This window comes from Thiomicrospira sp. S5 (genome assembly GCF_003991075.1).
GTDB classification, from domain to species: Bacteria; Pseudomonadota; Gammaproteobacteria; order Thiomicrospirales; family Thiomicrospiraceae; genus Hydrogenovibrio; species Hydrogenovibrio thermophilus.
In genome coordinates, this window is record NZ_CP014470.1 from 778,444 (window position 1) to 801,978 (window position 23,535).

The window sequence follows — 23,535 nt, forward strand, 5'->3', positions numbered from 1 at the left end:
CTTGTCGGACGGACCATCTTTCCGGAAAATGCCCAGGCCTGGGCATTTTTTTCGTCGGCGTTACAGCCATTTCATGTGAAATATTTCTTTCAGGCCGGACAGAATGAATGTCGGCAGTGCGGCGATGAACAGTGTCATCAACAAATGCTGAGGTTCCAGCGGCGTGGTGCCGAGCGCCAGGTTGCCGAACGGTGTGTAGACCATCAACAATGACACACAGGCCGATCCGAATACCGCCAACAGCAGCAAATGATTGCTGAACGGGTTGCGGTGATAAAGCGTGGTGAAGGTGCGCGCGTCGAACACATGCACCAGTTGGCCGAAAATCAAAGTCATAAAGGCGAGTGTTTGAGCGTATTCCAGTGACAGGTTCAAATTGAGCGCGTACATGAACATCGCAAAGGTCAGGCCGCCCATAATCAACCCCCGTATCACGATGCGCGTGCCGAGGTTGTCGGCGAAGAAGCTTTCGTTGCCGGCCCGCGGTTTACGTTGCATCACGTCGCCTTCCGCTTCATCGACGCCCAGCGCTAGCGAAGGCATCCCGTCGCTGACCAGGTTGATCCAGAGAATCATCAGGGGCGCCAATGTCAGCAGCGGTTCGCCAATCATAATCAGAAACGAGAAGAGTATCGCCGATACCTCACTGACGTTGGCGGTGAGGCCCTGGCGGATGAATTTGCGGATATTGTCGTAAATACGGCGGCCTTCTTGCACGGCATGGACGATGGTGGCGAAGTTGTCGTCCAGCAAAATCAGGTCGGCGGATTCTTTGGCGACGCCGGTGCCGGTGATGCCCATGGCGATACCGATGTCGGCCTTACGCAAAGCCGGAGAATCGTTGACGCCGTCGCCGGTCATGGCGACGACTTCGCCGTTGGACTGCAAGGCCTTGACGATGCGCAGTTTGTGTTCCGGTGTCACCCGTGCGAAGACCGAGGTTTTCGGTGCCAATCGCTGCAGTTCTTCATCGCTGATTTGATTCAATTCGGCTCCGGTCATTACCAGTTCGTCGTCCGAATCGATGATGTCCATTTGACGGGCGATGGCTTTGGCGGTGATGGCGTGGTCGCCGGTGATCATCACCACGCGAATGCCGGCGGAATGGCATTCTTTGACCGCTTGGGTGGCTTCGGGGCGTGGCGGGTCGATAATGCCGTGAATGCCGGTGATGATGAGACGGTTTTCCAACGCTTCCAACGGCTGTTCAATCTCATCGGGACGCAGCGGGCGATAAGCGACCGCCAGTGTACGTAACGCCTGAGTACCGAACTCGTGGATGACGTTGTCGATTAGGTTGGGGTTACTGACGATGTCGCGACGTTGGTCGGCGTATTCGATGACTTCGGAGTGCTTGAGGATGACGTCCGGCGCGCCCTTGACGATGAGCGTGTGGTTGCCGTCCGCATCACGGACGATGACACTCATCATTTTGCGTTTGGGATCGAACGGGTGGGACACGACTCGTTGATGGGTGGTCATCAAGGCCTCTTTGTCAATACCGGCTTTGGCCGCGGCCACCAAAATCGCGCCTTCGGTGGGAACGCCCTGAATCCGGTAATGACCGTCTTCTTCCAGTAAGGTGGTATCGTTGCAGAGCGCGGACATTTCCAGCATGCGATTGAGATGAAAGTGGTGTTTCGGGGTTCGGGTGCGTCCGTGGATGTCGGTGTAGTCGCCGGTCGGGTCGTAGCCTTGTCCGCTGATTCGGTAATATTCGCCCGCGGCCCAGACACTGACGGTTTGCATCTTGTTTTGGGTCAAGGTACCGGTTTTGTCGGAGCAAATGACTGAAGTGGAGCCCAATGTTTCCACCGAGGCCAGTTGTTTTGCCAGGGCTTTGTTCTGCATCATCTGCTTGGCGCCCAGCGTCAGCACGATGGTGACGACGGTCGGCAAGCCTTCCGGTATGGCGGCGACGGCTAAGGATATGCTGGTGTTGACCATGCCGATGGGGTCCAGTCCTTTCAGCAGACCGATGCCGACAATGACGGCGACGATGAACAGGGCGGCCCATATCAAGGTGTGTGACAGTTTGGCGATGCGGTTTTGGAGCGGTGTCAGGCGGTTGTCGGTGCTTTGCATCAAGCTGGCGATTTTGCCCACCTCGGTTTTCATACCGGTGGCGGTGACCACGGCCAAACCGTGACCGTGGTTGACGGAGGTGCTCATGAACACCATGTTGACCTGATCGCCCAGTGTCGGGTCAGCCTCATTCAGGGCTTCGGTTTTTTTATGAATCAAGTCCGACTCGCCGGTCAAGGGGGCTTCGTCGACCTCCAAACGGGTGACCTCGATTAAACGACCGTCGGCGGGAACGATGTCGCCGGTCTGTAACTTGATAAGGTCGCCCGGCACCAATTCGGCGGCGGAAATCTCTTGCCATTTTCGCTCGCGGCGAACCATGCACTTGGGGGCGGCCATGTCCTTAAGGGCGTCGATGGATTTTTGCGCTTTGAGTTCCTGAAAAAACGTAATCAGGGCGTTGATGAGAATGATGATGGTGATGGCGATGGCATCGACAGTATGCCCGGTGTAAAACGATAAGAGCGCGCCGAAGGCCAGCACCACCAATAATGGATTTTTCAGCTGCTTCAGGAATAACCGAAACGGTGAAATGCTTTCGGTTTGAGTGAGACTGTTCGAACCGAAGGTCTGTTGGCGTTCGGTGATGTGCTCGGGGGAAAGACCTTCCTCTCGGTGGCTGTCGAGCTGTTGTAAAACCTCGTCAGGTGTTTTTTGAAACCAGTTCATCTCAAACCTCTTACAGCGATAAGTTGTTGGACAGAATGATTTTATTCTGACACAAACGCCGGAGGCTTTTAAAGAATTATTCAGCGATTATGCGTAACCAATAAGAAGGGCGCTTGAATGACTTCGCCATCTTCCTGAGTGGCGATGACGGTCAGTTGCCAGTCCATGCGGTCATTGGTGCAGAAGGCCAGCATGGATTTGCCTTCGTAAAAACCGGGTTGGCCCGGTAATGGGAAAAGGGTGACGCGGTTATAGCCCATGTACATATTCAAGCCGGAAATATCGAGTTCCACTTTGCTGGCGTAGATGTTGTCGAGTTTGACGCGGACGGTCAAGGTGCGCGCCACCCGGATCGGTTTAGGACGGATGTCGATGGTGATGTTTTGCTTTTCATGCTGAGTTTGGCAGGCGGATTGGTGCAGTTCACAGGCGTCGTTCAAGGGCCATTGCTCGATATTCGATGGCGAGGACGAGTCGCAACTGGACAGTGCAAACGTCAGTGATGTCAGTCCGACGGCGAGCCAGACAGGAAACGAGCGGATTGTCGAGAAGAAGGTGTTCATATGGCCTGCGTCGGAATCGAAGTGTCCAGTGAAATCTATGTGGCTATATTAGAAGCTTTTTTTCATGCGCTCAAGTCGCTTTTTGGTGTCAGGGACGACACGCAGGCTATCTTCAGGGTTGTGCATTACTTTTGACAATGTTCGCAGAAGTAGGCGGCTCGCTGATTCAGCACCGTTTTTTGCACGGGACGGCCACAGGTCGGACAAGGTTGTTTGTCGCGGCCGTATACGTGCAGCTTTTGTTCGAAATAGCCCGGCTGGCCACTTGGGCTGAGAAAGTCTTTCAAGGTGGTACCGCCTTGTTCGATGGCGGCGGCCAACACCTGTTTGATGTGGCCGACCAACTGTTCGGCTTCCGGGCGCGTCAGGCTGTGCGCGGGGCGTGTCGGATGCAGGCCGCTGAGAAACAAGGCTTCGTTGGCGTAGATGTTGCCGACACCAACGACCACGGAGTTGGTCATGATGAAGGTTTTGACGGCCACTTTTCGGTTTTGAGCTTTTTGCAACAGGTGGTCGGTGTTGAAGGCATCGGTTAAAGGTTCTGGCCCAAGCGCTTTAAGTAAATCGTGCTCTTCGGGGGCAGTTTCCGTCCACAGCCAGCAGCCAAAACGACGCGGGTCGTGATAACGCAACAGATAGCCGTTGTCCAGAACCAAATCGATGTGGTCGTGTTTGACGGGCGGATGGTCGTGCGGCAAGACTCGTAAGTTACCGGACATGCCTAAATGGATGATGAGATGACCGCGCTCGGTTTCCAGCAGCAAGTATTTGGCGCGGCGGCGAATTGCGGAAATCACCAGGCCTGGGAGTTTTTTCGGCAGAGTCGTGTCCACCGGCCAACGCAGGCGGGCATCGCGAATAATGATGTCGCGGATGGTTTGTTGTTCGACATTCGGCTGAATGCCGCGTTTGGTGGTCTCGACTTCCGGTAATTCTGGCATGTTTCTTTCTTGAGGTTGTTAAACGATTTCAGGTGTCAATATTCTAATGCAGTTGGCGCAAAAAGCCAGTTTTCAGAATATGAGGCCTTAACCTTTCCGTTAAATGGTCGATAGCACTATTAAGGCAAGGGAAAAAATAAAAAACCTTCGAGTATCAGGAGGGTGAACAAATGAACACACAAGATTATTATGTGGACTGCGATGAATTAGGGTATTGCGTTGCCAATAACGACGGCGTGGTCGCGAGTTTCAGCTTGATTGAAGACGCTTATAATGCATTGCGTGAATTTCAGTCCAAGGATTTTCCGGAAAACTGGGCCAAGGTACCGCCGGCGATGCGGGAAGCCAAACGCCGTTTGTATGGCGTCGTTTCCTGACGCCTGCGTTCAATGCATACGTGATTGAACGCAGGACAGCGTGAATTTATTCTAATTAATCTCTTTTAAAGTAGGGTAAATTTTTTATAATGATGGCAAACACAATAATAACGGTTTGCACTCGCTATGCCCTTTCGCCCTTTATGGATTTCCGCACTGCTGGTCGGCTTGGTGTTTTCCGCCAAGGCTTTCTCTCAGACACTGACGCCCATCACCGTTCAGGTTAACTGGAATCATCAATTTCAATTCGCCGGTTTTTACGCCGCCATCAAGCAAGGTTATTATCAAAATGCCGGGTTGGATGTGACCGTCAAAAGCTGGAAGCCCGGCACCAATATGGTCAATGAAGTGGTTAACGGGCGGGCCGACTTTGCCACGGCTTACAGTTCGGTGATCGTCGATTACGCCAAAGGCGCGCCGATTAAGCTGGTGATGAGTTCTTTCCAGTTTTCGCCGATGGTGTTGCTGGCCCACAAGCCGGTTGAAGACCTCAAAGACATGAGCGGCATGGATGTCATGCACTTCAGCAACCTCCAGATTCAAAGCCTGATCAACAAAGCCAATACCGTGACCCAAAAGCCGTTGAAGTCGATTCCTCCTTCGGGTGATTTGAACGACTTTATCAATCACCGGGTGGACTTGTATGGCGCCTACATGACCAATGAGCCTTTTCGTCTTCAGCAAGAGGGCATCCCTTATTATGCCGTGGACCCGAAAACCTTCGGGGTGCAAAGTTACGGCGATTTGATTATCACCTCCGAACGTTTTGCCAACCGTCACCCTGAAGTGGTGCAGCGATTCAAGGAAGCCACCATTCGCGGTTGGCGCTATGCGTTGCAGCATCAGCCTGAAGTGGTGGATTATATTTTGGCGCATTATCCGGTGGTCAAATCGCGGGAAGCCTTGCTCAACGAAGCCAAGGTGACGGTGCACTATGTGAAATCCGGGTTGACGCCGATCGGGACGATTGAACCGGCAAAACTGTTGGCCACGGCGGCCGAAGCCAAGGAAGTCGGGCTGATTTCGGCTTCGGTGTTCAATCAACTCGATATGAAGGACTTTATTTTCAATGCGGCCAGTTATGTGTTTACACCGGAAGAATTGGCGTATATCGAACAGAACCCGGTAGTGTATCTGGCGAATGACATCGATTGGGAGCCGTTTGAGTTCATCGATTCCAAAGGACGTTACCGAGGCATCGCCGCCGAATATTTTCAACTGTTGTCGCAAAAAACAGGGTTGCGTTTTCAGGTCGACCAAACTCGACCTTGGGCCGAGGTGTTGAAATTGGCGCAGGAGGGGGAATACGATGCCTTTTCCTGCGCCGTGGCGACCCCGGAACGTTCCGAGTATATGCAGTTTACCGAACCGTATCTGTCGTTCCCGATGGTATTGGTCGGGCAAAAAGAGCTGTCGGTGATTCCGGATTATGAACAATTAAACGGCCACACGGTAGCGGTGGTGAAAGGTTATTGGTCGCATGAGACATTGGCCAAAAACTACCCGCAAATCAAGTTGCTGCCGGTGAATTCGGTGAAGGAAGGCTTGGAAGCCGTGATTGACGGTCGAGCCATGGTGTACTCCGGTAACCTAGGGGCGATTAACTACGCCATCAACAAATATGGTTTGACCGGTATTCATGTCATCGGGCAATCCGAACACCGTTTCGAGCTGGCCATCGGGGTGCGCAAAGACAAGCCGGCTCTGTTCAGTATTCTACAGAAAGGATTGGCATCCATCAGTGATGAGGAGCGCCGGGAAATTTTTAATCATTGGATTCAGTTGGAAATGGTGAATCGTCTGGATAAACGCCAGTTGTTTGAGGTCGCTTTGGTGATTTTGGTGGTGGTGTTGACCATGCTGTTTTTGGTGATGTTTTATCGTTATCAAAAAAACAAGCAACAGGTTTACATCAATCAAATCCACGAGTTGACCTATGCGACCTTGATTGATCTGGAATCCTTGACCTTCGATTGGGTGAGCGAGTCCTATTGCCGTTTGACCGGTTATAATGAGCGGGAGCTGTTGGGACGCTCTTATCTCGACTTGGCCGCACACGATCTGCCGAAAAGTAAACAGGATTATATTCAGAACTGGGTGCTGGCGGGACGCACCTGGCGCGGGGAAATGGAAGGTCGTACCGCCGACGACAAACCTTATTGGGTGGAGTTGACCTTGACGCCGGTACGCAACCTCTGGGGGCGGGTTGACCAGGTCTGGGCGACTCGGGTGGACATTTCCGACCGTAAGCGTATCGAGCAGATTTCCATTACCGATGACCTGACCGACTTGTATAACCGTCGTTATTTCAATCAAGTGTTCGGGCGGGAGTTGAAACGATCGCAACGGGATGCAGTCCCTTTGTCGGTGGCGATGCTCGATATCGATTTCTTCAAAAAAATCAATGACCATTACGGTCATCAGAAAGGGGACGAAGTGTTGAAGCAAGTGGCGGATTTGCTGAAAAAACACTTTGCCCGTGAAACCGATGTGATTTTCCGAATGGGCGGGGAAGAGTTTTTTGTGCTGGCGAACTTCAAGTCACAAGCCGCGTTACAGGAGCACTTGCAAGACCTGTGCCGGGACGTGGAAGGGCTAAAAGTTCGGAATGAAAGCTCGCAACATGGTTATCTGACGATTTCCGTGGGAGCTGCCTTCCTGCAACCGCAAGACCTGTCGGGGACCGATCAGGTTTACCATTTGGTGGACGAAGCGCTCTATGCGGCCAAACAGCAGGGGCGCAATCAGGTGGTGATGGTGAAGCCGGACGCTGTCGCTTGAAACGCAGGCATTGGGGTGAGGAAACCGTGTCGGAGCCTGAATTTCAGGCATAAAAAAACCCAGCCTTTTGAGCTGGGTCATCATCTAAGTCGGATAGAACTTATTTGATTTTGGCTTCTTTGAAGAGAACATGCTTGCGCAGAATCGGATCGTATTTCTTGATCTCGAATTTTCCGGCCATGTTACGCTTGTTTTTATCGGTTGTATAAAAATAAGCGCTTTCTGTCGATTGAAGTTTAATTTTATCGCGCATGTCGGGCTCCCTTAAACTTTCTCACCACGTGCACGCATTTCTGCAAGCACTGACTCAATACCGTTTTTATCAATAACACGCATTCCAGAAGTGGAAACGCGTAGTTTTACAAAACGGCTTTCGTTCTCAACCCAAAAACGGTGAGTTTGTAGGTTAGGTAAAAAACGACGACGAGTTTTACGATGAGAGTGGGAAACATTGTTACCGACTACAGGCTTCTTTCCTGTTACTTGGCAGACTTTGGACATTTCTCAATTCCTCTCAAAAAAGGTTAGCGAATCTCGCTACCCCTGACATTAAAAATATTCGAATATTTCTATGTTAAAACAGCCTGGGTAAGACTGTGAAAAACAAGAAGCGGAATTATCCATAAAATCCAATCAAAAAGCAAGCGTCTCGCATGGAAATGTTGTGTTGGGGGTTAAAAAAATCTTTTTTCTGTAAATTCAACGGCTTTTTAGGCGGCCCGCCTGTGTTTGGAAGCGTTGTGCGGTGTAGAGTAGCAAGCTAAAAATCAATCCGGCGGTCACGACCAATGCGATGGTGATGTACGCGAATAAATCCGGCGCCTTCATCAAAGTGCTCATTAACGAGTCTTCGTAGAAAAAGAACCAGGGATGTTCCGGCGGAAACACCCAAACATGCAGTTGGTAGAAGACCTTTTCCGCTCCGAGCAGAGCCAAGAGCAGTGCGATTAGGGCTAAGCCGGTTCCCAGAAACCACCAGGCCTGGCGGAAAGTTGTGTATTGATGGCGCTTGAGTTGCCATGCACTGACAAGAAGCCAAATGCCGAAAACGACCAGGCCTGCCCGGTTCAACCAGGAGACCAGATTGGCGACATCCTGCAAGTGAGCGATTTCCGGTGGGCGCAGTAATAAAACGTTTTGCCCTGCATGACGGTAAGCCAGCGTTTCCAACCCTTTCCCTTGGTGTTGAATCGACTCGACAATGCCGTGAAACAGCGCCAGACGTTCGCCGCGCGAGGTATTCTCAAACCCTTCTCGGTAACGGTTGTCGGGGGCATAACGTTCAATGTTTTCGTGAATGCCGGCGTGGTCGTACCAAACCGGATAGAAGAAATCCGCTTTGGCCAACAGGTGCCAGCTGATCCAAAGCGATAGCAGAAACCCCGTCCAAACCCAAATAACACCTAACCAAAAAGAGGGCGTTATCCAGTATCGGGCTTGGTGCATGGTTACAAATGCCCTTGCTGTGCAAGGGACGTCCACCGTCCATGATCGCCCAAAATAATGTGATCCAAGCAACGCACATCAATCATGTCCAAGGCCTGCTTCAAGCGTTGGGTCAAATCCAGGTCGGCTTGGCTGGGCGTTGGGTCGCCGGACGGATGATTGTGCGCCAGTATCACTGCCGCTGCCTGATGGTCCAGAACGGTCTGGATGACTTCACGGGCGTGTACCGAGGCTTGATTCAGGGTGCCGGTAAAGAGCGGGACAAAGGCGATAAAATGGTGTTGCTGGTCCAGCAAGACCAAACCAAAGGTTTCCCGTGCCTGCTGGCCGATGTGGTGTTGCAATAACCGGGCGACGTTTTCCGGGTCAGTCAAGGCGTCGCCTTTGGTCAACCCGGATTCAAAGTGGCGCCGTGAGATTTCCAAAACCGCTTGGAGTTGAACGAATTTGGCTTGCCCGAGTCCCTTGGCTTCGCAAAATTCCGTTTCGTCGGCATTGAGCAGTTGGTGCAGACTACCGAAGTGGTCCAGTAAATCCTGCGCCAGTTCGACGGCGCTTTTGCCTTGCACGCCGACGCGTAGGAAAATGGCGAGCAGTTCGGCGTCACTGAGGTGTTCGGGGCCGAAGTTGAGGAGTTTTTCACGCGGACGGTCGTTTTCGTGCCAATCGGTAATTGCCATGTTTTTACGGAATTTTTGGTAAGATAATCGCCATCTTAATGAAAAGGGTTTTCACTGGCAATGTTTAAACTTGAAATGGCCGTCCGCGATTATGAGTGCGATCTGCAGGGCGTGGTCAATAATGCCGTTTATCAAAATTATCTGGAACACGCGCGTCATGAATTTTTATTGGCGAACCAAGTGGATTTCGCAGCTTTGGCGGCACAAGGCATCGATTTGATGGTGATTCGGGCCGAAGTGGATTACAAGGCTTCCTTGCGGCCGCACGACCGTTTTTATGTGACGGTGGAAATGGTGCCACAGGGGCGTGTCAAAGTGGTGTTTGTTCAGAATGTTTATAAAGAAGACGGCACCTTGATGGTGGCGGCGAAAACCTACGGTGCCACCGTGCAAAACGGTCGCCCGGTGCGAATGGCGCCGGAGTTATTGGCGTTGGCTTCTCAGGCCACGGAAGCCGGGTAGTTGTAGATGAACGTGTTACTGGGCGTCACCGGCGGTATTGCCGCGTATAAGGCATTGGAATTGGTGCGACTGTTTGTCAAAGGCGGGCATGAGGTGCAGGTGGTGATGACCGAGGGTGCCAAGGCCTTTATTCAGCCGTTGTCCTTTCAAGCCCTGTCGGGCCATCCGGTGCGTGACCAGTTGTTTGACGAAACCCAGGAAGCCGGGATGGGCCACATTGAATTGGCGCGCTGGCCGGATGTGATTTTGGTGGCGCCGTGTTCGGCGGAAACCCTCGCTAAGTTCCGAATGGGGCGCGCCGATGATTTGTTGACGACTCTGTGCCTGGCGTCGGATAAGCCGAAAATGTTGGCACCGGCCATGAACCGTTTGATGTGGCAAAATGAGGCCACTCAGGAAAACCTGGCGGTACTGCAGCAACGCGGTTGGCAAGTGATTCCGCCGGGAGAAGGCGAGCAGGCCTGCGGCGAAACCGGTGCCGGGCGCCTGCCGGAACCCCCGGCGATTTATGTGGCGGTGGAGCAGCAGATCGCGGACATCACGAAAAACGCCCAGGCCTGGGTGGAATTGGCGAAACATTGGCAGGGCAAACGTTTGTTGGTGTCGGCGGGGCCGACGCAGGAAGCGATGGATCCGGTGCGTTTTCTGGGGAACCGCAGTTCCGGAAAAATGGGGTTTGCCATTGCCGAAACCGCCCGGAAGTTAGGCGCGGACGTGACGTTAGTAGCCGGGCCCGTGGCGCTGTCCGCCCATCCCGATATTCGGCGGGTGGATGTGGTGTCCGCTCAGGAGATGTTGGCGGCGGTGACCGAGCAAGTCACTTCTCAGGATGTGTTTATCAGTGCGGCGGCGGTGGCCGACTTTCGGCCGGAAACCGCGCATGACCGTAAGTTGAAAAAACAGGCCGGTCAGGATGACATGACCTTGCGTTTGGTGAAAAACCCCGATATCGTCGCCACGGTGGCGCGGCAGTATCCGGATGTTTTCGTGGTGGGATTTGCCGCCGAAACGGACGATGTGCTGGCGCACGCGCGAGAAAAACGCGCCCGAAAAGGGCTGGACATGATTTGCGCCAACCGTGTCGGCGACGGGCTGGGGTTTGAAACCGATGATAACCAGTTGACCTTGATTTCCGAAGCGCAGGAACGGGCATTGACGCCGTCGTCCAAGTCGCAACAAGCATTCGAGCTGTTGGCGTTCATTGCGGAAGCGTCCTTTTAAAACGCCCAGGCCTGGGCATTTTTAGACTAGCGTATTTAATGTTCATTTACATGAGAAAGGAAGGGACCGTATTTAACGTCCGCCGTTTCTCGCGTACAATTTGATACGAACTCCCTGTTTCAAAGTAATCCTAAATTAAGTGAGGCATTATGAAAGCACCAGCGTTGAAGCAACGTTTCATTCTTCCATTGGCGAGCGTGGTTGTCGCGTCCTTGTTAACGGTCAGTGGCTGTACTTTTAATAAACCGACCGAGGCATCGAAAAGCGTTTCTGTGGTGAAAGCGTTTAATGTCACCGGCTGTGAAAAGCTGGGCACCACCACGGCTCAGGTTCAGAGTTCGTTGGGGGGCGTTGAATTTTCGGAAGAGAAGGTTCAAAAAGAACTGATCAATATCGCTAAGAACGACGCCGGTACCATGGGCGGCGATTCGGTGGTTGCGGTTTCCCCCGTGATTGGCGGCATGCAAAAGTTCGACATTTATAAGTGCGCGAAATAATCGTGTGACGACTTCGTCGACGATTAAGCCCTTTCGGGTGGGTTTTCGGGCTTTATAATCGGAAACCCTTTCCATTCATTGGAATTTTTTATTTCCTTACTAAAATTATGTGTATGTGTATAATCTGATAAAAAGCAAATGGATAGGACAATCCAATCCGGCTGAAAAATAGATTACAGACTATGCACTCGTATCAACCGAAACAAGCCGAATTCCGGACGTTGATTCTTCAGCGACTGGATGAGGTGATCGAACCGTTTTCAGATTTCGATTCCATCTCGTTCGAGATGGAACTGGACACGCTTTTCTGCGTGTTGGATTCTCTGTCTTACACGTTGAAATCTTATGGCATGAACGCTTTTTCCGACGGGTTTGCCCGTTTGAAGCGGCGGATGATGAAGGATATCCATCCGACGTTTGAAGGGTTCGATGACTTTTTGGTGGAGTTGAAGGCGCTCCGGAACCGACTGGCGGAAAGTGTCGAGACGGAATCCTTGCGGAAAGAGGACGCGCCAAGACTGTGTTTTTACGGTGTCCCGGATTCACAAATCAACGACCTGTCGCGCCGAACCAGCGGCTTGAGTTTGCAGGAAGTGATTTTCCACTCTCCGACGGAATTGTCCGGACTACGTCGACGGGATATTCTGGTCTTCTCGTTGCCTGAAAACGAACAGCACAATCTGTCGTTTCTCGCCAATGTCATGGCGCAGCATTTTCCGTTGGAACAGGCCATTTACTTGGCGTCCAGTGAAGACATGGCCTTGCGATTGGATTTATCCCGGCACGGGTTCCAATTCTTTTTTGTCTGGCCGGAAGACAGTTTCTATTTCCGGCGTCATTTTTATCAGCTTTATCATAATATTGCGGCACAGTATCAACCCTATCGCGTTTGTTTGATCGGTCAGGGCGATGAATGCCGGGACTTGGAAACGCATTTGCGTGGATTGGGGGTGCACACGGCGCATTACTACGAAGCGGCGCAAGCGTTGGCGGCCGTTCGTAACGGCCTGCCGAACGCCATCGTGCTGAATCAGGATGCGACGGATGACGCGGCCTCCATGCACACGGCGTTGCGCCAGTTTCCGAATATGAAAATGGTGCCAGTGTTTCATTTTCAGACCGTCCCGGAGCATTTAGCGAAACTGGATGCCTTTAATCACTATCAGGAAGATGTGGTGTTGCCGAAAGGGACGTCGGTTTACCGTTTGGGGGCGCAAATCCTGGCGCGTTTGGATCATGAACGGGATTTGCGTTATTTCACCGAGGCGGCCGATAACGCTCTGCAAAAAGCCATCGACTATAAAACCGGGTTGGATTTCCATAACATTATTTCCGTGGCGGATCGCAAAGGGCGCATCATCGAAGTCAACGACACCTTCTGTCGTGTCAGTGGCTATACGCGGGATGAGTTGTTGGGGCAGGATCACCGCATTGTCAACTCAGGGCGACACCCGCAAGAGTTTTTTGCCGAGATGTGGCGTACCATCGCTTCCGGGCGCCCTTGGCGAGGTGAAGTGTGCAACCGAGCTAAGTCGGGCGAACTCTACTGGGTGGAGTCGAGTATCATCCCGATTCTCGATACCAAAGGCCGCCCGGAAAAATACATTTCCATCCGAACCGACGTCACACATATCAAGCGAACCGAGCAGCGTCTGTTGGACGCGCAGTCCATGGCCAAAATCAGTTATTGGCAATTGAATGTGAATGATCAGACTTTGGAATGGTCCGACACCATTTACGATATTTTCGGTTACGACCGTGAGAGTTTCCCACCGGATATCGAAGGGTTCGAGTCGATTGTCCATCCGGACGACTACGATTATGTGGTCGCCGCCAAAGCCAAACTGGCGGACCCCGAAGGTTATGCGTTTGTGCATCGCATCATTCGAGCCGATGGAACACTGCGTTACATCCAGCAACAAGGCCATCCGGTGTTTGATGAGGCTGGCAATGTGATTTTCATTTCCGGTTTCGCGCAGGATGTCACCGATGTCAAACTGGCGGAAAGTGCTTTGAAAACCAGTGAAGATCGTTTGAGCCGCAGCCAGAGTTTTGCCAATATCGGTACCTGGGATTGGAATATTCAAACGGGCGAACTCTATTGGTCCGACCGGATTGCGCCTTTGTTTGGTGGCGAACGTGTTGAAATGGAATCCAATTTTGATAATTTTGTCGACGCCTTGCATCCAGACGACCGACAAACGGTGTTGGATGCCATTACCGCCTGTGTCGAAAAGGGCGAGGACTACAATGTGGAACACCGGGTGGTCTGGGGTGACGGTACGGTGCGCTGGTTGCAGGAACGCGGTGATGTGGTGCGATCCGAAACGGGTGAAGCCATCAAAATGCTCGGTATCGTGCAGGATGTCACAGAACGTAAACAAGCCGAACAGAAGTTGATTGAGGCGGTCAAACGCGCGGAAAAAGCCGACCAAGCCAAAAGCGATTTCTTATCCAGCATGAGTCATGAACTTCGGACGCCACTGAATGCGATTATCGGCTTTGCCGAGTTGCTGAAAGATGACGGCTTGGCGGAACGTCAGTTATGGCAGGTGCACAATATCGCCGACAGTGGTGAGCATCTGTTGGCACTGATTAACCAGCTACTGGAGCTTTCCAAAATCGAGGAAGGGGAAGTCGATATCAATATCGAGCCGACGTGCTTGGAGAACCTGGTGAAAAGTTGCCTGTCGACCATCGAACCTTTGGCGAAAAAACACCGTGTCGATGTGTTGCCAATCGCCTGGTCGGATTTCGACCGTAAAATCGATGTGGATGGGTTGCGATTCAAGCAAGTGTTGCTGAACTTATTGTCGAATGCCGTGAAATACAACCGTCCGAACGGCACTCTTGAGCTCAAGGCGCAGACCATTGCATTACCCGGAGGACAAAAGCATGTCCGTATTGCGGTGACGGACACGGGTTATGGTATTCCGTTGGAAAAGCAATCCCAGGTATTCGCGGCTTATAAACGGCTTGGGCAGGAAACGTCGGACATCGAAGGCACCGGTATCGGGCTCAGTATCACGCAAAAGCTGGTCGAGTTGATGGATGGTGAAATCGGATTCAGCAGTGAAGAAGGCAAGGGTTCATCTTTCTGGGTGGCGCTTCCGTTGACTCAGTCCGGCGTAACGGCCGTCGACGAGGCCTCGGAGGTGTTGACCGAATTTGAATGCTCGGATTGTCTGGTCAAGGTGTTGTTGGTGGATGATAACCCGAACAATATGCGATTGATGGCGGAAGCCAGTCATGATTTGAACGGTGTGGAATTGAACATTGCGCCGACGCTTGAATTGGGGTTGGACATGTTGACGTCCTATCAGCCGAACTTGGTTTTGCTGGGCAAACGCCTGGCACCACAAGAGGCAGCGGAAACGATTCACGCCTATAAAAACATTATGGCCGAGTCCGCCAGGATGATTTACTGTCTGATGGCCGATTTTGTTCTGGACGATGTCGATTGTATTCTGCCCGCCGAATTATCGGACTCGGATGTGACGGCCATCATCGCCAAAGCGAAAGGAATGGCCGATGTTTAGGGATCAAATTCACGAGACGAATATTCTGGTCATTGACGATCAGCAAATGAATCTGGATTTAGTACGGGATTTGTTGGATGTCGAAGGGTTTCGCCATGTCCATACCACTAAGGATCCGTTGCAGTTGAGCCTATTGTTAAATCAGCTCGACATTGACTTGGTGTTGCTGGACATCAATATGCCGATATTGGATGGATTTGCGTGCTTGGCATTGATTAAACAGCATTTCACCGTCGACAGCGTGCCGCCGGTCATTATGCTGACGGCACAAAATGACCAGGATAACCGTGTGAAAGCGTTGAGGGGCGGTGCCAGCGATTATGTGATGAAACCGTTCAATCGTTATGAGCTGTTAAAGCGTATCGAAATTCAGCTGGAAAACTGGTTGATGAAAAAGATGTTGCGCCAACAGAATAAAATGTTGGAAAAAAAAGTCTGGGAAAGAACCAAAGCTTTGGAAGATGCGCATCACGAAATCATTTATCGGCTTGGGCGGGCAGCGGAATACCGTGATAACGAAACCGGAAACCATGTTAAACGGGTCAGTTTTTATTCCGAAAAAATCGCCTTGAAGGCCGGCTTGGGCAAAAACAAGGCGCATATGATTCGGATTGCTTCGCCAATGCACGATGTCGGTAAAATCGGGATTTCCGACGAAATCATGTTGAAACCGGGCAAGTTGTCCGACGACGAATACTTTGAAATGCAGCGTCATGTGGAAATCGGGGCGGAAATTCTTGAAGGGCACGATTCGGAAGTGTTGAGAATCGCTTATGAAATCGCGCTGACGCATCATGAAAAATACAATGGCAAGGGCTATCCCAAAGGATTGCTGGGGGAGGATATTCCCATCTCCGGACGAATTGTCGCCATCGCCGATGTCTTTGACGCCCTAACCTCCGAGCGCCCTTACAAAAAAGCTTGGAGTGTTGAAAAAGCGGTGCACCTTATCGAGTCCGAGAAAGGAGAGCATTTCGACCCCTACCTGGTGGAGTGTTTTATCGCAATATTGCCGCAGATTCTGGAAATCAAAGCGGCGTATGCCGATGCCGATAACGCCTGAAACCAGGTTCTGACGGAGTGTTTTGCAAGCCGTTATTTTGACGGCCCAGCGCCAACACAGTAGAATAACCCCAATAAAAACAGTTTTGTCGCGCCATTGCGACGTCTTTTCACTTTCAAAAAGTGGTTTTTCGAGTCTTTGATCTCGGTCAAATCATGCTCAATCCAGCGAGCGTGTTCCAATTCATTCAAGCCGTCATTCGCTTGGGTGCATGTTTGAAAATCAGAACAATAAGGTGATCTATGCCATCGGTCCGTCAGGTACAACTCAGTTTATTCTCGTTATTAGCCTTACTGGGCATGTCGGCTCAGGCCGAATACAATTTTGCCGGCGGTGTCTGGTTCAACTACAACTACAGCTTTGACGACGGTTCCGACGAACCCAATAACGGTAACTTTGGGGATGAGGCCTTTATCATCTATGCGGACGGCGCGGCCGACCCGGGCAAAGGTATTTGGTCCTACTCGGCGGAATGGCGTATGGGACCGGGAAGTTTTACCGATCCGGAGCATAATTCCACCGGTAACCAAATGTCGATGAAACGGGCTTGGGTAGGGTTTGATCTGATTAAAAACAACACCCTCAAAATCGGTAAAAGCCAAGTGCCTTTCGGCTGGAAAACCTATAACTTCTGGCCGGGCGACATGCTCATCGGTGGTTATGGCGATCAAATGGATGTGGGCCTGAAATGGCACGGCCAGACGGAAAAAATCTTATACGATTTCGCTTATTACCACCAAGACGACTTCGGTGATACCAGCAGTGACACCATGGACGATAATAACCACTGGGGTTCGCACAGCGGGGGTAAAACCCGTTATCGAAAAGTCCAGACCTGGGTGGGGAATTTTGCCGTCAACGTGAATGAAGACCATCAAGTCGGGGTATCGTTACAGACCGGCCAATTGCAGGATATTTACGACGCCAGCGGCAATGATGTCGGCAACCACCCTGTGAGCGGTAACCATGCCGCCGGTGTCGTCTATTACAAAGGCCATTTCGGAGCGACATTCGTCAATGCTCAGGTGATTCAAACCCAACGCCGCTTGCCAGACCATTATGCAGACAGTGAAGGTTTGGAAAAAGACATTGAAAACACACGTTATGCCTTTGAAATTGGTCGCTCGACCGGCAACTGGACTTATTATCTGGATGCTTCCTGGGCGGATTCGCAAACCAAAGGCAATCCGGCGGGCTTGGTGTCGGCCTATGCGCCGGGCATCAAATACGATTACGGCCCCGGCTGGTTGTATGCCGAATATCTGACACAAGACGGTTATATCGGCATGGACGGGAACGTCGGCGAAGGGGATTTTTCCGCCTTATACCTCACGGTCGATTTTTACTTCTAAGTGTGGCGATTGCGCCCAATTCTCAATGCTGGAACCGACAAGCGATAACCGATAAGGACACTCCCATGAATCAAACGACATCGCCAGACAATTCATCAGAGACAAAACCGGAAGCCGCCAAACTCAATCCGCCGGTTTTTTATACCGCATCAGGCCTGGTCATTTTATTGCTGCTTTATGCGGTGGTATTGCCGACCCACGCGGACAATTTTTTCGGACACTTGCAAGACGCGATTGTCGATAACGGCAGCTGGTTTTATGTTTTGACGGTGGCGATACTGCTCATCACGGTGGTGTTCTTGGGGCTGTCGCGTTACGGCGATATCAAGCTCGGGCCGGATCACGCCACGCCCGACTATTCCAACCTGACCTGGTTTTCAATGTTGTTTTCGGCCGGGATGGGCATTGGCCTGATGTTTTTCGGGGTCGCGGAACCGGTGATGCACTTCTTATCACCGCCGGTTGGCGAACCGGAAAGCTTGGAAGCGGCGCGCAGTGCGATGAAAATCACCTTTTTCCATTGGGGGATGCACGCCTGGGCGATTTATGCCATCGTTGCGTTGATATTGGCGTTTTTCAGCTACCGACACGGTTTGCCGTTGACACTGCGTTCGGCACTTTACCCGATTATCGGTGAGCGTATTTATGGGCCGATTGGGCATGCGGTGGATGTCTTCGCCGTGATCGGTACCATCTTCGGGATTGCCACGTCGCTCGGCTATGGGGTGCTGCAGATGAACAGTGGTTTGAACTACCTGTTCGATGTGCCGGTCGGCGTCTGGACGCAGGTGGTGTTGATTGTCGCTGTGACCGGTTTGGCCGGCATTTCGGTGGCGACCGGGTTGGATAAAGGCATTCGTCGTTTATCGGAATTGAATATGGGGCTAGCCGTCACCTTGATGTTGTTGGTACTGTTTTTAGGGTCCACGGTGTTTTTGTTGCAGGCGTTGATTCAAAATGCCGGGAATTATGTGTCCAGCATCGTCAAAGAGACGTTTTTCCTGTTTGCGTATGAAAAAACCGATTGGATTGGCGGTTGGACTATCCTTTACTGGGCCTGGTGGCTGGCTTGGGCGCCGTTTGTGGGGTTGTTCATTGCACGGGTGTCGCGTGGGCGCACCATTCGTGAATTTGCAACCGGCGTGCTGTTCGTGCCGGTGGGCTTCAGTATGATGTGGTTTACTTTCTTTGGGAACTCGGCCATCGACATGATTATGAACCAGGGCATGGCGAGCTTAGGCGAAGTGGTGTCCGAAGATGTCGCCATTGCCTTGTTCGCATTCCTCGGCCATTTTCCGTTTGGGGATATCTTGTCTTTTATCGCCATTTTGATGGTGGTGATCTTTTTCGTCACCTCGGCGGACTCCGGGGCGCTGGTGGTCAATATGCTGTGTTCCAACGGGCGGGATGACACGCCGCTTTGGCAGCGATTGTATTGGGTCATCGGTGTGGGGCTGATTGCGGCGATTTTGCTATTGGCCGGCGGTCTGGGAGCGCTGCAAACCATGACCATTGCCAGTGCCTTGCCGTTCTCGCTGGTACTGTTGGTCGCGACCTATGGCCTGATTATGGCGTTACGGGTGGATTTGGCGAAACGCGAAAGCTTGCAAATGAATGTGTCGCCGGCACCGTCCGCCTTGGACGATAACTGGAAGCAACGCTTGCATAATATTGTCGATTATCCGAGTAAAACCGTCGTCAGCCGTTACATTCGTACCGTGGCGAAACAGGCTTGTGACGAAGTGAGCCGGGAGTTACAGACGCAAGGACTCGACGCGGTGGTGGAGCTGGATTCGGAGCGAGATCGGGTGAAACTGAATGTCCGACACGGGGACGAAACCGATTTTGTTTATGAGGTTCGCAGCCGTTCGCACCTGAAACCGGAGTTCACGCAAGTGGAGTTACCGGAAGATGAAATGGACGAAACCGCGCATTATTACCGGGCGGAGATTCATTTGCAGGAAGGCGGTCAGGATTACGACGTCATGGGGTGGTCGAAACAAGCGATCATCCAAGACATTATTGATCACTACCACAAGCACATGCACTTCCTGCATGTCTTGCGTTGAGACTTAGCTTGTAACCAGGCTTTGCCCCAGCAGTCCCAGGCAGAAACCAAGCACCGCGCCTAATGGCGGTGCCCAATGGTGTTGCATTCGTGACTGAGGTGCGATGTCCTGAAAAATCAAATACAGGATACCGCCGGAGGCAAACAGCATCACGGCACCGAGCAGGACTTCACTTTCGGCAAAATAGGTGTAGCCCAGCAGGCCGATGATGGGGCCTAATAGAGCCAATAGCAGCATGAAACCGAGAATTTTGCGTTTGCTGCTGCCGGGTTGAGCGACCAGTTCACGGTAGGCGTTGAAGCCTTCCGGCAGGTTTTGCAGGCCGATGAATAGTGCCAGCAACGGTGCCGTCGGTGAACCCAGCGCGAAAGCTCCGCCTAAGGCTAACGACTCCGGCAGGTAGTCGAGTAACATGGCGGTAAACTGCGGTTTTTCGCGGCGTTTCAAGCCTAAAAAACGTTCCATCATAAAAAAGAACACGCCGCCCGCCAAGAAGATCAACACGCTTCCCAAGTCGTGCTGAACGTATTCCTTTCCTTCGGGCACCAGTACCAAGGCCACGGCAGCCACCAGAATACCGCCGCCGAAAGCGATGATGGCGTGGCGCAGTTCATTTTCCAGCCATCTCGGCCGGATGCTTTCAAAATAGCCCAAAAGACCGCCCAGTGGGATACAGGCTCCGGCGAATAAGGTCAATAATAAAATCAGAGTGAGTTCGTTCACAGGCAGGCTTCCGTAAAAATGATGTTTGCAATCCTACTGGATGTCTTGGGTGGAGTCAAAGCTTCTTCGGGGGTGTGTTGCTCAGTCTATTTGCGTCTTATGACGGACTCGGTTGGTGTAGAATAAATTCGTTTTCAATTTGGAAGAAGGAAAGACGGATGACCATGCAAGTGCAATACAAAATTCTCGACCCGCGTCTGGGGAATGAAATCGAACTGCCGACTTACGGCACACGCGGTTCGGCCGGATTGGATTTGCGTGCTTGTATTGACGAGGCCATGACCATCGAGCCGGGGCAAACGGTGTTGATTCCGACCGGGATGGCGATTCACTTGGATGACCCTGGATTGGCCGCGATGTTGTTGCCGCGTTCGGGGCTTGGGCATAAACATGGTATTGTGCTTGGCAATTTGGTGGGACTGATCGACTCCGATTATCAAGGCCCTTTAATGGTGTCTTGTTGGAATCGAAGCGATCAAGCTTATACGGTTGAGGTAGGTGAGCGCATTGCACAAATGGTCATTGTGCCGGTGTTACAGCCCGTGTTTACCCAAGTCGAAGAATTCGGTGATGCCACCGAGCGAGGTGAAGGCGGTTTTGGGCATACCGGCACACACTGAACGGAACGTCCCAAAAGCTTGTCATATCCCTGTTATGTTAAGGCGGTATGATGGCGCGATGATTTTGATTCGAAACAGGAAACCCCATGGCTCACGTTGACCCGCGTATCTTTCGAACCTACGATATTCGTGGCATTGTCGACCAAGCCATGACCGAGGAAACCGTCTATTATGTCGGGCAGGCGCTGGGTTCGGAAATGTTGGTCGCCGGCGAGACGCAGATCGTGCTCGGCCGCGACGGACGCTTGTCCGGTGAACGCTTTGCGCACTTGATGTCGGAAGGGTTGCGTTCGACCGGCATCAAGGTGATTGATCTCGGCGCCGTGATGACGCCGATGGTGTATTTCGCCGCTGAGACCTTGCCCGGCGGGCATTCCTGTGTGGTCATTACCGGCTCCCATAATCCACCAGACTACAATGGCATCAAAATGGTCATTGATGGCGTCACGCTTTATGGCGAACACATTCAAAAACTGTTGCAACGTATTCAAAACGACGATTTTGTCGAATCCGCCAGGCCTGGCGATTATCAGACCTACGACATCTTTCCGGCCTACCGTGAGCGTATCCTTTCCGGTATCGCGTTAAAACGCCCTTTAAAAGTGGTGGTGGATGCCGGTAACGGCATTGCCGGCGCGTTTGCTCCAGAGATTATCGAAGCCTTGGGGTGCGATGTGACGGCGATTTTTTGTGAGGTGGACGGCTCCTTCCCGAATCACCATCCCGACCCGGCGAAATTGAAGAATTTGCAAGACCTGGCTGAAAAAGTCGTTGCGTTGGAGGCCGACGTTGGTTTGGCATTTGATGGCGATGGTGATCGGTGTGGCGTGGTGGATAATCGCGGAGAAGCTTTGTATCCGGACCGGCAAATGATGTTGTACGCACAGGATGTGTTAACCCGCCAGCCGGGTGCGGAAGTGATTTACGATATCAAATGCACGGCCTTGTTGCCGAAGGTCATTGAAGCGGCAGGTGGCCACGCCACCATGTGGAAAACCGGGCATTCCTATATGAAAGCGAAAATGCGCGAGTCCGGCGCGGCCCTTGGTGGGGAAGTGTCCGGCCATATGTTTTTTAAAGAACGTTGGTATGGGTTCGATGACGGTGTTTACACCGCCGCACGTATGTTGGAGATTTTATCGACCCAGTCGCAGACGGCGGCGGCGTTATTCGCGGCTTTGCCGAATGCCTACAACACCCCGGAAATTGATATTCCGTTTGAAGAAGGGCAGCATTATGCTTTTATGGAAAAAATTAAAGCCGTGGCCGATTTCAGTGATGCCAAAGTGTTTGATTTGGACGGTTTGCGGGTCGATTTCGAAGACGGTTGGGGGTTGATTCGGCCTTCCAATACGTCGCCGGTCATCGTGTTGCGCTTTGAGGGCGAAACGCCGGAAGCGTTGGCCCGGATTCAGCAGCGTTTTAAAGTCTTGATGTTGTCGGTTGACCCGAGTTTGACGCTACCATTTTAAGTCTATGAAAATATCCTGATTTTGTGCGTTGTTTTATATTGTGTAATGTGGCTGTCATGATTAAAATAGGATTCACGATTATATAACGATAAAACAGTGGACGTTCATGGAGCAACGACTCAGAGGGGCGATTAAAGCCATTCAGGGAGTGAAAATTCCCGATTTACCAAAAGAAATCATGGAGCTGGACTCTGCACTCTCCAGCAAATTTCCAAACAACCAACAAATCACCGAGATTATTGAAAGTAATACCAAGCTTTCCGGCGAAGTCATTCGCATCGTTAATTCGCCGATTATGAAATTGAAAACACCGGTTAAATCGATTCGGGAAGCGGTGGATGTGCTGGGTTACAACAACTTGAAAAATTTGGTGTTGTCGGCGGCGATTCAAAATTTATTTAACACCCGCGAAGTTCAAGAAATCATCGAACACTCCAAAGACACGGCGTTTTGTTGTGCCGAACTGTCGGAATATGTACACGATGTGTCACGAGATGAAGCCTATCTGCTCGGATTATTCCATAACGGCGGGTGTTTGCTGTTGGCGACCAAAGACCCGGAAAATTACCAAAAAGTGTTTTCGTTGATTAACACCAACCCGGTCAGTGGTGTCAAAAAAGAAGTCGAACGTTATGGTTCAGCACATACTGACATCGGTATTTTGATTGGTCAAAAATGGAAATTGCCGGTCGAGATGCTCAATGTGATTATGTTGCACCATATGTCGCACTCTAATATCGGGAAGGATAAAGTGCGCGGCATGATCGCGATGGTTAAAATCGCCAATGTGATTGTCAATGAAGTCTCGTTTGGTGCTTATATGACCGATGAAGCACGACAATATTTGGCCGAAGCGCAAGAAGAACTGATGCTGTCGGACGAGACCATAAATGGGTTGCGACGTGTCTTGATTGGTTCGACCTGAAATGGTTAGGCCGGACTGTTGTTCCGGCGAAATATTAAGAGAGCTTTGCA

Annotated in this window: 20 protein-coding genes; 12 read left to right on the plus strand and 8 right to left on the minus strand. The window is 51.6% G+C overall.

The window, feature by feature from the left end; all coding sequences use genetic code 11:
* Positions 1–60 precede the first annotated feature (60 nt).
* From AYJ59_RS03520 to mutM, 3 genes are all read right to left on the minus strand, one after another.
* Positions 61–2,754, minus strand: a complete 2,694-nt coding sequence (locus tag AYJ59_RS03520) for a cation-translocating P-type ATPase (protein ID WP_127119243.1) — start codon at positions 2,752–2,754, stop codon at positions 61–63.
* A gap of 80 nt (positions 2,755–2,834) precedes the next feature.
* Positions 2,835–3,317, minus strand: a complete 483-nt coding sequence (locus AYJ59_RS03525) for a hypothetical protein (RefSeq protein ID WP_127119244.1) — start codon at positions 3,315–3,317, stop codon at positions 2,835–2,837.
* 125 nt (positions 3,318–3,442) lie between these two features.
* On the minus strand, positions 3,443–4,258 hold the full coding sequence (gene mutM, locus AYJ59_RS03530; RefSeq protein ID WP_127119245.1) for a bifunctional DNA-formamidopyrimidine glycosylase/DNA-(apurinic or apyrimidinic site) lyase: 816 nt from the start codon (positions 4,256–4,258) through the stop codon (positions 3,443–3,445).
* 170 nt (positions 4,259–4,428) lie between these two features.
* On the opposite strand from mutM, the gene AYJ59_RS03535 reads away from it, so the two are divergent.
* Entirely contained in the window at positions 4,429–4,635 is a 207-nt protein-coding gene (locus AYJ59_RS03535; RefSeq protein ID WP_029938872.1) for a hypothetical protein, read from the plus strand.
* Positions 4,636–4,761: 126 nt separating this feature from the next.
* The gene (locus AYJ59_RS03540) at positions 4,762–7,416 is read left to right on the plus strand and encodes a diguanylate cyclase (protein ID WP_029938871.1); all 2,655 of its coding nucleotides are present in this window, start codon (positions 4,762–4,764) and stop codon (positions 7,414–7,416) included.
* A 100-nt stretch (positions 7,417–7,516) separates the two neighbouring features.
* Here AYJ59_RS03540 and rpmG read toward each other — a convergent pair whose 3' ends face one another.
* The 4 genes from rpmG to radC form a co-directional block, all read right to left on the minus strand.
* Positions 7,517–7,669: a 50S ribosomal protein L33 gene (gene rpmG, locus AYJ59_RS03545; RefSeq protein WP_029938870.1), complete on the minus strand. Its 153-nt coding sequence runs from the start codon at positions 7,667–7,669 to the stop codon at positions 7,517–7,519.
* 11 nt (positions 7,670–7,680) lie between these two features.
* Positions 7,681–7,917, minus strand: a complete 237-nt coding sequence (rpmB, locus tag AYJ59_RS03550; protein ID WP_081836833.1) for a 50S ribosomal protein L28 — start codon at positions 7,915–7,917, stop codon at positions 7,681–7,683.
* A 198-nt stretch (positions 7,918–8,115) separates the two neighbouring features.
* Entirely contained in the window at positions 8,116–8,862 is a 747-nt protein-coding gene (locus AYJ59_RS03555) for a lipoprotein intramolecular transacylase Lit (RefSeq protein WP_127119246.1), read from the minus strand.
* A gap of 2 nt (positions 8,863–8,864) precedes the next feature.
* Positions 8,865–9,542 carry a RadC family protein gene (radC, locus tag AYJ59_RS03560; protein ID WP_127119247.1) on the minus strand — a complete coding sequence of 226 codons (678 nt, stop codon included), beginning with the start codon at positions 9,540–9,542 and terminating at the stop codon, positions 8,865–8,867.
* Positions 9,543–9,602: 60 nt separating this feature from the next.
* Between radC and AYJ59_RS03565 the strand changes: the two genes are divergently transcribed.
* The 7 genes from AYJ59_RS03565 (at position 9,603) to AYJ59_RS03595 (ending at position 19,745) form a co-directional block, all read left to right on the plus strand.
* The gene (locus AYJ59_RS03565; RefSeq protein ID WP_127119248.1) at positions 9,603–10,004 is read left to right on the plus strand and encodes an acyl-CoA thioesterase; all 402 of its coding nucleotides are present in this window, start codon (positions 9,603–9,605) and stop codon (positions 10,002–10,004) included.
* A 6-nt stretch (positions 10,005–10,010) separates the two neighbouring features.
* Positions 10,011–11,225, plus strand: coding sequence for a bifunctional phosphopantothenoylcysteine decarboxylase/phosphopantothenate--cysteine ligase CoaBC (coaBC, locus tag AYJ59_RS03570; RefSeq protein ID WP_127119249.1), 1,215 nt, complete (start codon positions 10,011–10,013; stop codon positions 11,223–11,225).
* A gap of 149 nt (positions 11,226–11,374) precedes the next feature.
* On the plus strand, positions 11,375–11,722 hold the full coding sequence (locus AYJ59_RS03575) for a DUF4156 domain-containing protein (RefSeq protein ID WP_051673430.1): 348 nt from the start codon (positions 11,375–11,377) through the stop codon (positions 11,720–11,722).
* Between the two features lie 182 nt (positions 11,723–11,904).
* Positions 11,905–15,261: a hybrid sensor histidine kinase/response regulator gene (locus tag AYJ59_RS03580; protein ID WP_029938864.1), complete on the plus strand. Its 3,357-nt coding sequence runs from the start codon at positions 11,905–11,907 to the stop codon at positions 15,259–15,261.
* Entirely contained in the window at positions 15,254–16,324 is a 1,071-nt protein-coding gene (locus tag AYJ59_RS03585) for an HD domain-containing phosphohydrolase (RefSeq protein ID WP_127119250.1), read from the plus strand. The genes AYJ59_RS03580 and AYJ59_RS03585 overlap by 8 nt, the downstream gene beginning before the upstream one ends.
* A 242-nt stretch (positions 16,325–16,566) precedes the next feature.
* Complete coding sequence (locus AYJ59_RS03590) at positions 16,567–17,676, plus strand: hypothetical protein (RefSeq protein WP_127119251.1); 1,110 nt, start codon at positions 16,567–16,569, stop codon at positions 17,674–17,676.
* 65 nt (positions 17,677–17,741) lie between these two features.
* Positions 17,742–19,745, plus strand: coding sequence for a BCCT family transporter (locus tag AYJ59_RS03595; protein WP_127119252.1), 2,004 nt, complete (start codon positions 17,742–17,744; stop codon positions 19,743–19,745).
* Positions 19,746–19,748: 3 nt separating this feature from the next.
* Here the strand turns inward: AYJ59_RS03595 and AYJ59_RS03600 are convergent, their stop codons facing one another.
* On the minus strand, positions 19,749–20,468 hold the full coding sequence (locus AYJ59_RS03600) for a ZIP family metal transporter (RefSeq protein ID WP_029938860.1): 720 nt from the start codon (positions 20,466–20,468) through the stop codon (positions 19,749–19,751).
* A gap of 158 nt (positions 20,469–20,626) precedes the next feature.
* On the opposite strand from AYJ59_RS03600, the gene dut reads away from it, so the two are divergent.
* The 3 genes from dut (at position 20,627) to AYJ59_RS03615 (ending at position 23,485) form a co-directional block, all read left to right on the plus strand.
* Positions 20,627–21,088 carry a dUTP diphosphatase gene (dut, locus tag AYJ59_RS03605; protein ID WP_127119253.1) on the plus strand — a complete coding sequence of 154 codons (462 nt, stop codon included), beginning with the start codon at positions 20,627–20,629 and terminating at the stop codon, positions 21,086–21,088.
* A gap of 86 nt (positions 21,089–21,174) precedes the next feature.
* Entirely contained in the window at positions 21,175–22,560 is a 1,386-nt protein-coding gene (locus AYJ59_RS03610; protein ID WP_127119254.1) for a phosphomannomutase/phosphoglucomutase, read from the plus strand.
* A gap of 106 nt (positions 22,561–22,666) precedes the next feature.
* On the plus strand, positions 22,667–23,485 hold the full coding sequence (locus tag AYJ59_RS03615; RefSeq protein WP_029938857.1) for an HDOD domain-containing protein: 819 nt from the start codon (positions 22,667–22,669) through the stop codon (positions 23,483–23,485).
* The last annotated feature ends 50 nt before the right edge of the window (positions 23,486–23,535 follow it).